The sequence below is a fragment of the Microbacterium sp. genome, from assembly GCF_029263575.1.
Classification (GTDB): domain Bacteria; phylum Actinomycetota; class Actinomycetes; order Actinomycetales; family Microbacteriaceae; genus Microbacterium.
Map to the genome: position 1 here is coordinate 1 of NZ_JAJUFV010000093.1, position 11,723 is coordinate 11,723.

At 65.0% G+C, this 11,723-nt stretch carries 14 protein-coding genes and 1 pseudogene; 9 read left to right on the forward strand and 6 right to left on the reverse strand.

Annotated elements, in window-relative coordinates:
- Positions 1-55: 55 nt before the first annotated feature.
- From arsB to trxB, 3 genes are read right to left on the reverse strand one after another with little or no spacing between them, the layout of a single operon-like run.
- Complete coding sequence (gene arsB, locus Q1J95_RS10275) at positions 56-1,168, reverse strand: ACR3 family arsenite efflux transporter (RefSeq protein ID WP_300267421.1); 1,113 nt, start codon at positions 1,166-1,168, stop codon at positions 56-58.
- Positions 1,165-1,491: a thioredoxin gene (trxA, locus tag Q1J95_RS10280; RefSeq protein WP_300267422.1), complete on the reverse strand. Its 327-nt coding sequence runs from the start codon at positions 1,489-1,491 to the stop codon at positions 1,165-1,167. The genes arsB and trxA overlap by 4 nt, the downstream gene beginning before the upstream one ends.
- Entirely contained in the window at positions 1,488-2,465 is a 978-nt protein-coding gene (gene trxB / locus Q1J95_RS10285; protein ID WP_300267423.1) for a thioredoxin-disulfide reductase, read from the reverse strand. The genes trxA and trxB overlap by 4 nt, the downstream gene beginning before the upstream one ends.
- A gap of 127 nt (positions 2,466-2,592) precedes the next feature.
- Between trxB and Q1J95_RS10290 the strand changes: the two genes are divergently transcribed.
- A complete protein-coding gene (locus Q1J95_RS10290; protein WP_300267424.1) occupies positions 2,593-2,994 on the forward strand; it encodes a low molecular weight phosphatase family protein in 402 nt (133 codons plus the stop codon).
- A gap of 54 nt (positions 2,995-3,048) precedes the next feature.
- Here the strand turns inward: Q1J95_RS10290 and Q1J95_RS10295 are convergent, their stop codons facing one another.
- A complete protein-coding gene (locus Q1J95_RS10295) occupies positions 3,049-4,356 on the reverse strand; it encodes an FAD-dependent oxidoreductase (protein WP_300267425.1) in 1,308 nt (435 codons plus the stop codon).
- A gap of 83 nt (positions 4,357-4,439) precedes the next feature.
- Between Q1J95_RS10295 and Q1J95_RS10300 the strand changes: the two genes are divergently transcribed.
- Both Q1J95_RS10300 and Q1J95_RS10305 read left to right on the forward strand, forming a co-directional pair.
- On the forward strand, positions 4,440-4,781 hold the full coding sequence (locus tag Q1J95_RS10300) for a metalloregulator ArsR/SmtB family transcription factor (RefSeq protein WP_300267426.1): 342 nt from the start codon (positions 4,440-4,442) through the stop codon (positions 4,779-4,781).
- The gene (locus tag Q1J95_RS10305; RefSeq protein WP_300267427.1) at positions 4,778-5,425 is read left to right on the forward strand and encodes an MFS transporter; all 648 of its coding nucleotides are present in this window, start codon (positions 4,778-4,780) and stop codon (positions 5,423-5,425) included. Before Q1J95_RS10300 ends, Q1J95_RS10305 begins: the two co-directional genes overlap by 4 nt.
- Before the next feature lie 465 nt (positions 5,426-5,890).
- Here Q1J95_RS10305 and Q1J95_RS10310 read toward each other — a convergent pair whose 3' ends face one another.
- Positions 5,891-6,181, reverse strand: coding sequence for a hypothetical protein (locus Q1J95_RS10310; RefSeq protein WP_300267428.1), 291 nt, complete (start codon positions 6,179-6,181; stop codon positions 5,891-5,893).
- 171 nt (positions 6,182-6,352) lie between these two features.
- The gene (locus Q1J95_RS10315; RefSeq protein ID WP_300267429.1) at positions 6,353-6,682 is read right to left on the reverse strand and encodes a MerR family transcriptional regulator; all 330 of its coding nucleotides are present in this window, start codon (positions 6,680-6,682) and stop codon (positions 6,353-6,355) included.
- 117 nt (positions 6,683-6,799) lie between these two features.
- Here Q1J95_RS10315 and Q1J95_RS10320 point away from each other — a divergent pair, with 117 nt between their 5' ends.
- The 6 genes and pseudogenes from Q1J95_RS10320 to Q1J95_RS10345 form a co-directional block, all read left to right on the forward strand.
- Positions 6,800-7,240, forward strand: coding sequence for an Hsp20/alpha crystallin family protein (locus Q1J95_RS10320; RefSeq protein WP_300267430.1), 441 nt, complete (start codon positions 6,800-6,802; stop codon positions 7,238-7,240).
- Between the two features lie 251 nt (positions 7,241-7,491).
- Positions 7,492-7,938, forward strand: coding sequence for a GNAT family N-acetyltransferase (locus tag Q1J95_RS10325; protein ID WP_300267431.1), 447 nt, complete (start codon positions 7,492-7,494; stop codon positions 7,936-7,938).
- Positions 7,939-8,067: 129 nt separating this feature from the next.
- Complete coding sequence (locus Q1J95_RS10330; protein WP_300267432.1) at positions 8,068-8,919, forward strand: tryptophan 2,3-dioxygenase family protein; 852 nt, start codon at positions 8,068-8,070, stop codon at positions 8,917-8,919.
- A 3-nt stretch (positions 8,920-8,922) separates the two neighbouring features.
- Complete coding sequence (locus tag Q1J95_RS10335; protein WP_300267433.1) at positions 8,923-9,951, forward strand: amidohydrolase; 1,029 nt, start codon at positions 8,923-8,925, stop codon at positions 9,949-9,951.
- Entirely contained in the window at positions 9,948-11,207 is a 1,260-nt protein-coding gene (locus Q1J95_RS10340) for an aminotransferase class V-fold PLP-dependent enzyme (RefSeq protein WP_300267434.1), read from the forward strand. Before Q1J95_RS10335 ends, Q1J95_RS10340 begins: the two co-directional genes overlap by 4 nt.
- A gap of 22 nt (positions 11,208-11,229) precedes the next feature.
- Positions 11,230-11,723: pseudogene (locus Q1J95_RS10345) on the forward strand (regulator); the annotation flags it as partial.

The window sequence follows — 11,723 nt, forward strand, 5'->3', positions numbered from 1 at the left end:
CCGATCGCGTGCGAGGCGACCGGACTGCAGGTATCTTCAGCGGTCAAAGTGGCATTCATGATGGCGTCCTTACGTCGGTGTATGGAGCTGCGGTGTATGGATCGGTGTGGAACCAGCGCCTGGCCGCCCAGAGCGAGACATAGACGAGACCCACGAGTACCGGCACCTCGATGAGCGGGCCGACGACGCCTGCGAGGGCCTGGCCGGACGCGGCGCCGAAGGTGCCGATGGCGACAGCGATCGCGAGTTCGAAGTTGTTCCCGGCGGCGGTGAATGCCAACGTCGATGAGCGTGCGTAACCGAGTCCGAGGGCCTTGCCGGTGAAGAGTCCGATGAACCACATCAGGGCGAAGTACACCAGCAGCGGCAGTGCGATCCTGGCGACGTCGAGCGGCCGGGAGGTGACCTGTTCGCCCTGCAGGGCGAACAGCAGCACGATGGTGAACAGCAGTCCGTAGAGTGCCCACGGGCCGATCTTGGGCAGGAACTTCTCCTCGTACCAGTCGCGGCCCTTGCGGCGTTCGCCGATGAAGCGGGATGCGAATCCGGCCAGTAACGGGATGCCGAGGAAGATGAGCACGTTCAGGGCGATCGCTCCGACGGAGAAGTCCAGCCCCTGTGTGTCCAGTCCCAGCCATCCGGGCAGGACGGTGAGGTAGAACCAGCCGAGCAGTGAGAAGGCCACGACCTGGAACACCGAGTTGATCGCGACGAGTACTGCGGCGGCTTCGCGGTCTCCGCAGGCGAGGTCGTTCCAGATGACGACCATCGCGATGCATCGGGCGAGCCCGACGATGATGAGGCCGGTCCGGTACTCCGGCAGGTCGGGAAGGAACATCCAGGCGAGGGCGAACATCAGCGCGGGGCCGATCAGCCAGTTCAACACGAGCGAGGAGATGAGCAGCTTCTTGTTGCCTGTGACGGCTGCGATCTTGTCGTAGCGGACCTTCGCGAGTACCGGGTACATCATCACCAGTAGGCCGAGAGCGATCGGGATAGAGATCCCGCCCACTTCGAGGCTTGCGAGCAGTGGCGATACGCCGGGAACGAAGCGCCCGAGGAGGATGCCAGCGACCATGGCGAGCCCGATCCACAGCGGCAGCCAGCGGTCCAGGGTGGACAGGCGTCGCGTCGTCGACGTCGGTGCGGGAACGGTTGCAGCACTCATGCGAGCAGCGCCTCCATCTTCTCGGCGATAACAGGCTTCGGGTGCGCACCGATGAGGATGTCGGTGCGGTCACCGTTCTTATAGAAACCCAGGGTGGGGATCGAGGTGACGCCGGCGGCCATTACCGTCTCGGGATTCTGGTCGGCATCGAGCTTGACGATCTTGATCCGTCCGTCGTACTCGGCGGCGAGCTGGTCCAGTAGCGGGGCGATCTGCTTGCAGGGGCCGCACCAGGTGGCCCAGATGTCCACGACGACGGGGAGGTTCGCATCGAGGACTTCGGCCTGGAACGTGGCGTCGGTGACAGGTGTGGGGGCGCTCATGCGAACACTTCCTCGGTCTTGAGTTCGATCGTGGTGCTCTCGTCGAGAGCGGACAGGTAGTGCTGGGCGTCCTGCGCGGCGGCGCATCCGGTGCCCGCAGCGGTGATGGCCTGCCGGTAGGTGTGGTCGACGAGGTCTCCGGCCGCGAACACTCCGGGAAGGTTCGTGCGGGTCGAGGGATGTTCGACGAGCACGTATCCGTCGGAATCCGTGTCGATGATCCCGGTCACAAGTTCGGAGCGCGGGTCGTGGCCGATGGCCACGAAGACGCCCGTCACCGCAAGCTCGCGTTCTGCTCCGGTGACGGTGTCGCGGAGGGCGACCGCGCGCACCTTCTCGGCGCCGATGATGCCTGCGACCTCGCTGTTCCAGGCGACGTCGATCTTCGGGTGATCCAGCACCCGCTGCGTCATGATCTTCGAGGCACGGAACTCTTCGCGGCGATGCACGACCGTGACCTTCGAGGCGAAACGCGTCAGGAACAGCGCTTCCTCCATCGCGGAGTCGCCTCCGCCGACGACGACGATCTCCTGCTCGCGGAAGAAGAACCCATCACACGTCGCACACCACGAGAGACCGTGGCCGGTCAGCCGCTCTTCCTCGGGCAGTCCGAGCTTGCGATAGGCGGACCCCATCGTGAGGATGACGGCGCGGGCGCGGAACGTCTCACCAGCGCCGGTCTCGATGACCTTGATCGGACCGTCGAGGTCGACCCGGATGGCATCGTCGAGCAGGATGCGTGCGCCGAAACGCTCGGCCTGCGCACGCATCGACTCCATCAGTTCGGGCCCCTGCACACCGTCGACGAACCCGGGAAAGTTCTCCACCTCGGTCGTCGTCATCAACGCGCCACCCGCAGTCACGGAACCCGCGAGCACGACCGGCTCGAGTCCCGCACGAGCGGCATAGACCGCAGCGGTGTACCCGGCAGGTCCGGAACCGATGATGACCAGCTCAACCTCTTGAATCGACATGTGTCTATATTGACATCCATCGATACCAGATGCAACCATGCGAGAGAAGAGTTCACCTGCGCGTCACCCGACAAGCGGATCATTGCCAGTGCAGCGACCGTGCTGCAGCCTAGAAAGCAGAATCACGATGACCCAGCCAAGGACCGTCTTGTTCATATGCAAGCACAACGCGGGGCGTTCGCAGTTGGGTGCCCATCTGCTCACGCATGTTGGCACCGCGCAGCTGGTGGCGGAGAGCGCGGGTATCAGCCCGGCAGAAACGATCAATCCGGTGATCGCTGAGTCGCTGCAGGAACTCGGGATCGACGCGAGCGCCGCACGACCGCGTCCAGTCACGGTCGAGGATCTCGCATCCGCCGATGTGGTGGTGTTGATGAAGCCGGGTCTCCCGCTCCCCGGTCCTGTCGGCGGAGAACTGGTCGAATGGTCCTTCCCCGACCCGTCGAACTGGGAAGCCGAAGGCGTGCGGGAGCTCCGTGACGCCGTGGCCGAGAAGGTCCGCGGACTCGCTGCGCGCCTGGTCGGCTGATGTTGCGAAAGGGTGAGATCTCGATCTGAGGCCTCACCCTTTCCGCATGTGCGGTTAGCCGACTGGGATGGGACGCAGCCCGATCTGCACCACGGCCGGAGCCGGGGCGGCGCAGCAGCTTCCTGCGTTGTCGTCGAAGTCGCCCGAACCGCCACATACGCCGGTATCCGGCAGGACGAGTTCGTTGCGTGCGGCGGCCTCGTGGTCTCCGGCGAGGTGCGCGGTGACGCTGCGCACCTGCTCGTATCCCGTCAGTGCGAGGAACGTCGGTGCGCGACCGTAGGACTTCACCCCAACGATGAAGAAGCCGTGTTCGGGCTGTGCGAGCTCTCTGGCACCTGTTGCCGATACCGAACCGCAGGAGTGGATGTTCGGGTCGATCTCGGAGGCGATGCCGGCGACCGCATCGAATGCAGGGTCAAGGTCAGTGCGCACCTCTCGCAGCATCTCCGTGTCCGGTCGGAACCCGGTCAAAGCGAAGACGTGCGCGACGTCGGTGACCGCAGCACCACCTTCGGCGACGATCGTCAGAGAATCACCATCTTGGCGGAACTCCGCGACGCGGAATCCGGTCACGAGGTTGACCAGACCCTCATCGATCATCTTGCGGGCACGAGAGCCGAGCGCGGCGCGCTCTGGAAGTTCATCGCCGAGCCCACCACCGAAGACGTTCGTGGCGCTCCCGCGACGCAGCACCCATGTCACCCGCGTCCCCGGTGACCTCCGAACCAATTCACTCAATCGGAGCACGGCGTGTGTAGCCGAGTGCCCCGCCCCCACGACAACAACATGCGACCCAGCGAGCTCAGACACGTCGTCGGGGATGCGGTACGAGATCGACGCCGACGCCTTTGACTCCCCGAGCGCAGGGAATCCATCGCCACCGGCGGGGTTCGGAAGCCCCCAGGTACCGCTTGCGTCAATGACGGCCCGGGCGCCCAGGCGGGATTGATTGCCGTTCTGGTCCATCGCGTGCACGGTGAAGGGCTGGCTCTTGCGTCCGCCGTCGACGACCTTGTCGCGTCCCTGGCGAGAGATGCCGGTCACGGTCGTTGAGTACTTCACCCGCTCTCCCAGAACGCCAGCGAGCGGGGCAAGATAGTTGCTCACCCATTCCGCCCCGGTCGGGTATCCCGAGGTTGGTGCGCTCCAGCCGGTGGGTTCGAGAAGACGTCGTGCGGCGGTGTCCGTCAGCTCCGGCCATGCCGAGAAGAGCCGGACGTGGCCCCATTCCGATACCGCTGCCGCGGGGCCCTCGCCACGCTCGAGGACAACCACGTCCACGTCGCGTTCGGCAAGGTGCGCCGCTGCGGCAAGACCTTGTGGGCCCGCTCCGATGATGACAACTGGAAGCTCATCCATCACATCTCCTCAAATCGAAGTTCCTCAATGCGAAAACTGTTCCGCATCTATCGAAGAATGTCAATACGTGTCAGACTAGACCCGTGAGCCTGCCAACCACCATCGAAGCGACCGCCTGCTGCGTGCCGCGCATCACCTCCGCGCTCACCGCAGAGGACGCGGAGCGGGTGTCCCGCGTGTTCAAGGCCCTCGGCGATCCCACTCGCGTCAGGCTGCTGTCCCTCATCGCGGCCGGCGCGGGCGGCGAGGCGTGCATTTGCGACCTCACGGAGCCGGTCGGGCTCTCGCAGGGCACGGTCTCGCATCACATGAAGCTCCTCACCGATGCGGGTCTGGTCACGCGGGAGCAACGAGGCAAGTGGGCGTACTTCGCCCTCAACGACGGCGCGCTGGATGCGGCCGCCGACGCACTCCGCTCGGTATGACCGCGGTACAGGCCCCACCCCGCCTGGGTGGACGGCTGGTCGCGCTCTTCGTAGGGCAGGTCACCAGCTGGGGCATCCTGTTCTACGCGCTCATCGTCGCGTCCCCTGCGATCGCGGCCGATACGGGCTGGCCCGTCGCTCTGGTGACCCTGTCATTCTCGTCGGGCCTGATCGCATCCGCGGCCGCGGGGGTATTCGTTGGCCGGTGGCTCGATGAGCGCGGCCCTCGACTCATCATGACCATCGGCAGCGTCGTCGGTCCTGCCGGGCTCATCGTCGTCGTGATGGCACCGAACCTCGCGGTGTTCACGATCGGATGGGTCATCGCGGGCATCGCACAATCAGCGGTGCTCTATCAGGCGGCCTTCACCGTGATCGCCCGCAGGTACGGGGCACGCCGCCGTGGTGCGATGACGATCCTGACCCTCGCCGGCGGTCTCGCATCCACGGTCTTTGCTCCAGTCGTCGCTGGGCTGCTGACCGTCACGGATTGGCGAACGACGTTCCTGATCCTCGCCGGCGTCCTCATCGTCACCACCGTGCCCCTGCATTGGTTCAGCCTCGAGCGCGCGTGGACACCAATGACGCACGACGACAACGTGCAGGCTCACACCGTGAGTACGGTCGTCCGCACCCGACACTGACGGCGCGACCGAGTAATTGGGCGTAGAGGAGAACGAACAGCCCGGCGACGCGCACTTCCAGTTCCACGCTCTCGTGGGTGAGGAGAAGATCAGTGCGCGCTGACATGGGGGATGCCAAGTGTCCCCCAAGTGTCCCCGGGGCGCGCGAGAATACAGATTCAGACGGCTCCATACGTGGCTGAAGTGGGATGCGTGCGTCGTGATAATCCCCGGTCGCGGTTAAAAAAATCCACTTCTCTGGGCTGATCAGGCCTGGGGCGTGGAATCGAAACGCCGCGAAAATCACCCTGCTAAGGTGGAGTCCTCTTTAAAGGGGACCGAGGGTTCAAATCCCTCCGTCTCCGCCACTTTTCCCCTGATCAGGGAGCATTTCCGAACCTGCGCCGGTAACGGGCGTTCCAGGGCGACTCCGTCAGGAGAGCCGACGGGCAATTCGTCGGTGGCGGAGCCGCCCGGCGCCGTGAGCTATGCGGTGGCCGTCGTGAGTGGTGGCATATGCGGGATCGAGATCGGGCGCTGTGAACGGCTTCGTGCATAGAATTTCCGCACATCTTTCAGCACGTCGGATGCCGTCTGGTAATAGAGCGCGAGCGGCAACTCGCGCAGCCAGGTGACGCTGACTTCGTTCTCGCTGAGTGCATACACGCACGCGATGGTTCGGCGTGCGTCGTTCGGGCCGTACCGGTGATCCAGGACCAGCCATTCCGTTGCAGTGATCCTGTGCAATTCAAACCGAGGATCGGGCATCGCGGACATCTCAATACTCCAATCAGTCAGAACCAGTGTTCGTCCGACGAGGGAGAATCGCGTTGGATCCAGGCGCGTAACGCCTGTGTCCGGTAACCATGGAGGTCGAGAGCTCGACGCGCCTCATCGCCCGTCAGACGTCAACCGGATAATACACGCAACGTATGGAATTTTCATAGCTCAGGCATGTTCACCACTCCGATCATCGTCGACGGCCCGCCGTGCGGACTCGTCCAATTGCGCGCGGAGGAGACGGTTGGTGGTCTCCAGGGCGAGCACGTGGCGTGCTCCGGCGAGGTTCACGCCGTCGTCGAGCAGTTCGGCGACTCGTCGAAGGATGGTCAGGTCGTTCTCGCTGTAGCGGCGTGTGCCGCCTGCGGTGCGGCCGGGTTCCACGAGTCCTTTGCGCTCATACAGGCGCAGTGCTTGTTCGCCGACCCCGACGAGTTCCGCCGCGACGGCGATGCTGTACACGCCGCGGGTGCGAGAGGGCTCTGATGCGTTCTCCATAAACTTCTATCTCTCCGGGGTTGCATTATGTGTGAGGCTAGATGTATAAAATCTATACCACTCGACATAGATTCGCGAGTGGCCCACAACACAGAGTCAGATGGAGGAGATGCAGAAATGCTGTTGCAACATGACCCTTTCCGTGACCTCGACCGGCTCACACGGCAGGTGTTCGGCACGGTAGCCCGCCCATCGGGAATGCCGTTGGATGCCTGGCGGGAGGGAGACGACTTCGTCGTAGAACTCGATCTGCCGGGTATCGATCTTGAGAAGCTGGACATCGATGTCGAGCGCAACGTTCTCACGATCAAGGCGGAGCGGCTCAGTCACATCCCGGATGCGGCGAACGCGGTTGCCGCGGAGCGCGCATGGGGCGTGTTCAGCCGCCAGCTGGTGCTCGGCGATGCGCTCGACACCGAGAACGTCGAGGCGGATTACACGGCCGGCGTGCTGCGGCTTCGAATCCCGATCGCCGAGCAGGCCAAGCCGCGCAAGATCACTGTCGTCAGCCGTGATGCCATCAGTCGAGGAAAGGAGACCGAGAGCATCAGCGCGTGACCGGCGTCCTCTCCGGCGCCAACAGGAGGTATCGGCATGGTTCCGAACGCCACCGCGACGGGAAACGCAGGATGGCATATGCCCGGTCGCCTCACGGCGGCGAGAGTGAGATCGAGAGTTCGGTCTCCTCCGGCCCGGCCGTGACCTGCACGAGGTTCCCGGAGCCCCGGCGGAGGGCTCCGGGCGGGGATTGCGGGTTGTTGGACGGTGAGCGGGCGATACGCAAACACCAGAAAGGAGGCGGGTGAGACATGCTCCAGCTCGTCGAGCTCTCACCGTCGACGATCGTCGACGTCAACAACATGTCGCTGAAGCCCGGACAGGAGGAGTTTCTCTCCCCGGTGAGCTACGGCATCGCGGCCACCGCGGTGAACCCGCTGACGTCATGGCAGCGGGTCGTTCTCGACGACGATCAGGTCGTCGGCTTCGTCAGCGCGAACTTCGAACCGGACGCCCCCTACGAGCACTTCCGCTCCGTGCTGTGGCGTATCAACGTCGACGCTGACGAGCAGCGGCGCGGGATCGGCCGCTTCGCTGTGAAGGAGCTGAGGCGCGAGGCGCGCCAGCGCGGTTTCGATCACGTCAACGTCATGTACGAGGCGGGTCGGGCCGGACCCGAGGCCTTCTTCCGCAGCGTGGGTTTTCAACCGGTCGGCGAGACAGAGTTCGGCGAGGTCATCGCACAGGTTCGGGTTTAGGTGTTGCGTATCTCGAATCCGAGACGGGTGACAGTGTGATGAAGCGCATATTGCGGTTTCTTTACGGCCGACCAATTCGTGCACTACGCTGGCTCAAGGCCAGTGCCACGCACCGCGAAGGAGCGCCCAGTGAGCGAGCACGAGAACACCCGATCACTCGAAGACAGCATCGTCACAGACCTGCGCGATCGTATGACCTATGGCGGATACCTGCAGCTGCCCACACTGCTGTCGGCGCAGCATCCGGTCAGCGACCCAGAGCACCACGATGAGCTGCTGTTCATCATCCAGCACCAGACCACCGAGCTGTGGCTCAAGCTGCTGCTGCACGAGCTCGACTCCGCCCGCCGGCTCCTGGTCGACGATGACCTGCGCAGCGCCTTGAAGCGCGTGGCGCGCATCAAGCGCATTCAAGAAGTGATGACCGAGCAGTGGGGCGTGCTGGCGACTCTCACCCCGGCGGAGTATCTGCAGTTCCGCGGCAGCCTCGGCAACTCTTCGGGGTTCCAGTCCGCGCAGTATCGTGGCGTGGAGTTCGCCCTCGGCAACAAGAACGCCCGCATGCTGAGCGTGTTCGATGCTGAACCCGACAATCGCGCGTTCCTCGAAGCTGAGCTGCACCGCCCGAGCCTGTACGACGAATTCCTCCGGTACCTGTCCCGCCACGGGTACGCCATCCCGGTCGACATCCTTGAACGCGATGTCACACGGGCACACACGTTCGACGAGCGACTCGTGAGCGTCTTCGCCGACGTGTACGCCGACGAGAAGGAGCATTGGGAGATCTACGAGACCTGCGAAGAGCTGGTCGACCTGGAAGACAACTTCCAGTTCTGGCGGTTCCGACACCTGAAGACCGTCACGCGCACGATCGGACAGAAAGCCGGCACGGGCGGCTCCAGCGGCGTCAGCTTTCTCGAGCGCGCCCTGAAGTTGACCTTCTTCCCCGAGCTGTACGCCGTGCGCACGACCTTGGGCTGAGTGATGTCCGCGACGGTCTACGCTCGGGCAGCGCTCGGCTGGATGCGCAACCACTGGCGCGAAGACATGGTCTACGCGATTAGCGACGAGCGCGTGCGCCCCGCAACCGAAACCGAGCACGCCGATCAGCCGATCTACGAGCTCGACGCCGCGGTGCTGCCGCCGCTCACCGACGCGCACGCGCATCTCGGACTGGCCCGGCTTCCTGATTCCGGGCCGGGGAGTGTCGCTCGCGTGCTGGACCTTGGGGGAGCCCCCCGGGTGGTCGCAACTCTGGCGGCGGACGCCCGCGAGGCCGCGTGTGCGACCGAGCTGCATTTCGTCGGCGCGTTCCTCACCGCGCCAGGGGGATATCCCTCCGATCGTTCCTGGGCTCCGGCATCCGCATCTATCCCCCTCGCGACGCCCGATGAAGCGGTCGCTGCCGTCCGCGGCCAGCACGCCGTAGGCGCGAAGGCGATCAAAGTCACCGCGAATTCGATGGCGGGCCCTGTGCTGTCGGATGCTTTGCTGCAGACGATCGCAGACGAAACCCACAGGCGAGGCCTGCGGCTGATCGCCCACGCCGAGGGTGAAGGGCAGGCCGAGCGAGCCCACCGCCACGGAGTCGACGTCTTCGCGCACACCCCCTGGACGCACCGCCTCGACGATGACACCGTGCAGCAGATGGCCGCGAACATGACCTGGATCAGCACGCTCGGCATGCACAGCAGAGGCGGCGCAGAACACGACCTCACCGTCGCGCTCGACAACCTCACCCGTTTCGTGCAGCACGGCGGCACGGTCGTCTACGGCACCGACGCCGGCAACGGCCTCGACACGGTGATGATCCACCAGCCCGAGCTGGACGCGCTCACCGACGCCGGTGTCAGCCCGGCCGACCTGGTGCACGCTCTGACGGCGCCCTCGCTGCTGCCGCGCTGGGGAGCCACCGTCTCACTCGCACCCAGCGACCTCAGCGATCACAACGCCGCATGGCTCGCACACACCACGCCTGTGCACGCCTCACACCTCAAGGAGCGCCTCCGATGACCGACCCCCACCCCACCGCTGACCCGGCGACCCTGACAGCACGCGCCCGTGACCTCGACGATGCAGACCCGCTGGGCGCCTTCGTCGACGAGTTCGTGCCGAGCGGCGAGGTCGTCTCCTATCTCGACGGAAACTCCCTCGGGCGCCCGCTCCGTGCCTTACCCGACCTCGTCACGGCGTTCATCGAGAAGGACTGGGGCAGTGGGCTGATTCGCAGCTGGGACGCCGGGTGGATGCAACGCCCCGTCGCTCTCGGCGACCGGCTCGGCCGCATCGCGCTGGGAGCCACCGCCGGGCAGGTGTTCATCGGCGACTCCACCACGGTGCTGCTGTACAAAGCCGTGCGTGCCGCGGTGGCGGCGCGCCCTGAGCGCACCGAGATCGTCATCGATGACGACAACTTTCCCACTGATCGATACATCGTGGAGGGGATCGCCGCTGAGACCGGGCGCACTGTCCGCTGGATCCACGCCGACCCGGCCAGCGGAGTCACCGCCGATCAGGTTCGCGAAGCCGTCAACGACCAGACCGCCGCGGTGCTGCTGAGTCACGTCGCCTATCGGTCGGGGTGGGTCGCCGACGTTCCCGGGATCACCGACATCATCCACTCTGCCGGAGCGATCGCGATCTGGGATCTCTGCCACAGCGCGGGCGTCATTCCCACCGAGCTGGATGCGTGGGACGTAGATCTGGCTGTCGGATGCACGTACAAGTACCTCAACGGCGGTCCGGGCTCGCCCGCCTTCGGATATGTGCGCACCGAGCTGCAGTCGCGGCTACAGCAGCCCATCCAAGGATGGATGGGCACGGCAGACGTATTCGAGATGGGGCCCAGCTATCGCCCGGCGCTCGGCATCCGTCGCTTCGTCAGCGGAACACCGGCGATCTTCGCGATGCTCGCGATGGACGCCATGCTCGATCTGATCGAGCGCGCCGGAATCGACGCGGTCTACGCGAAGTCGATCCGGCTCACCGACTTCGCCGAGCAGTCGCTCGGTGTGCATGTGCTCCCGCACGGGGCGCGGTTGGAATCGCCGCAGCGCGGCGCTCACCGCGGAAGTCACCTGACTGTCGCGCATCCGGCGTTCCGCGATCTGACGCCGGTGCTCTGGGAACAGGGTGTGATCCCCGACTTTCGTGCCCCCGATGGCATCCGTATCGGTCTCTCCCCGCTCAGCACGACCTTCGCAGAGGTCGACGAGGGCATTCGTATACTCGCGGAGGAGCTCGCTCGCGCGGCGGCGGCACAGAAGTGACATCAACAGAGCGGATGCAGCGATGACGGTGCCGGTCGATGATCTCAGCTCGCGCACGGGCAGTGTTCCCTCTCTTGTGCTCACGATCGTCGGACTCTACCTGCGCCGCGTCGGCGGCTGGATGTCGACGGCGCAGATGGTTCGGCTCGCGCAGCAGGTCGAGGCATCCGAGCCGCTCGTCCGCTCTGCCATCACCCGGCTGAAACAGCGGGGCGTGTTGATCGGCGCAGCGCGCGGACGAACCACGGGCTACGCGCTGAACCCCGACGCGGAGCGCATGTTCGAGCGCGGCGACCGACGCATATTCGCTCCGCGGCATATGTCGCCGGGGGAGATGTGGTGTGTGGTGGCGTTCTCGGTTCCCGAGACACAGCGTGCGGTCCGTCACCAACTGCGCAAACGTCTGATGTCGATCGGCTGCGGGCAGATCATTCCGGGATTGTTGATCTGCCCCGATTTTCTCAGCGACGAAGTCGACGAGATACTCGGCGAGCTCGACATCCGCGGTCACGCGAC

Coding starts and splice junctions, on each gene's coding strand:
- Q1J95_RS10310 (WP_300267428.1), bottom strand. CDS start 6,181: ATGTCCGCGATGCCCGATCCTCGGTTTGAATTGCACAGGATCACTGCA.
- Q1J95_RS10335 (WP_300267433.1), top strand. CDS start 8,923: ATGTCCGCGACGGTCTACGCTCGGGCAGCGCTCGGCTGGATGCGCAAC.
- arsB (WP_300267421.1), bottom strand. CDS start 1,168: ATGAGTGCTGCAACCGTTCCCGCACCGACGTCGACGACGCGACGCCTG.
- Q1J95_RS10320 (WP_300267430.1), top strand. CDS start 6,800: ATGCTGTTGCAACATGACCCTTTCCGTGACCTCGACCGGCTCACACGG.
- Q1J95_RS10325 (WP_300267431.1), top strand. CDS start 7,492: ATGCTCCAGCTCGTCGAGCTCTCACCGTCGACGATCGTCGACGTCAAC.
- Q1J95_RS10305 (WP_300267427.1), top strand. CDS start 4,778: ATGACCGCGGTACAGGCCCCACCCCGCCTGGGTGGACGGCTGGTCGCG.
- Q1J95_RS10295 (WP_300267425.1), bottom strand. CDS start 4,356: ATGGATGAGCTTCCAGTTGTCATCATCGGAGCGGGCCCACAAGGTCTT.
- Q1J95_RS10340 (WP_300267434.1), top strand. CDS start 9,948: ATGACCGACCCCCACCCCACCGCTGACCCGGCGACCCTGACAGCACGC.
- Q1J95_RS10315 (WP_300267429.1), bottom strand. CDS start 6,682: ATGGAGAACGCATCAGAGCCCTCTCGCACCCGCGGCGTGTACAGCATC.
- trxA (WP_300267422.1), bottom strand. CDS start 1,491: ATGAGCGCCCCCACACCTGTCACCGACGCCACGTTCCAGGCCGAAGTC.
- trxB (WP_300267423.1), bottom strand. CDS start 2,465: ATGTCGATTCAAGAGGTTGAGCTGGTCATCATCGGTTCCGGACCTGCC.
- Q1J95_RS10290 (WP_300267424.1), top strand. CDS start 2,593: ATGACCCAGCCAAGGACCGTCTTGTTCATATGCAAGCACAACGCGGGG.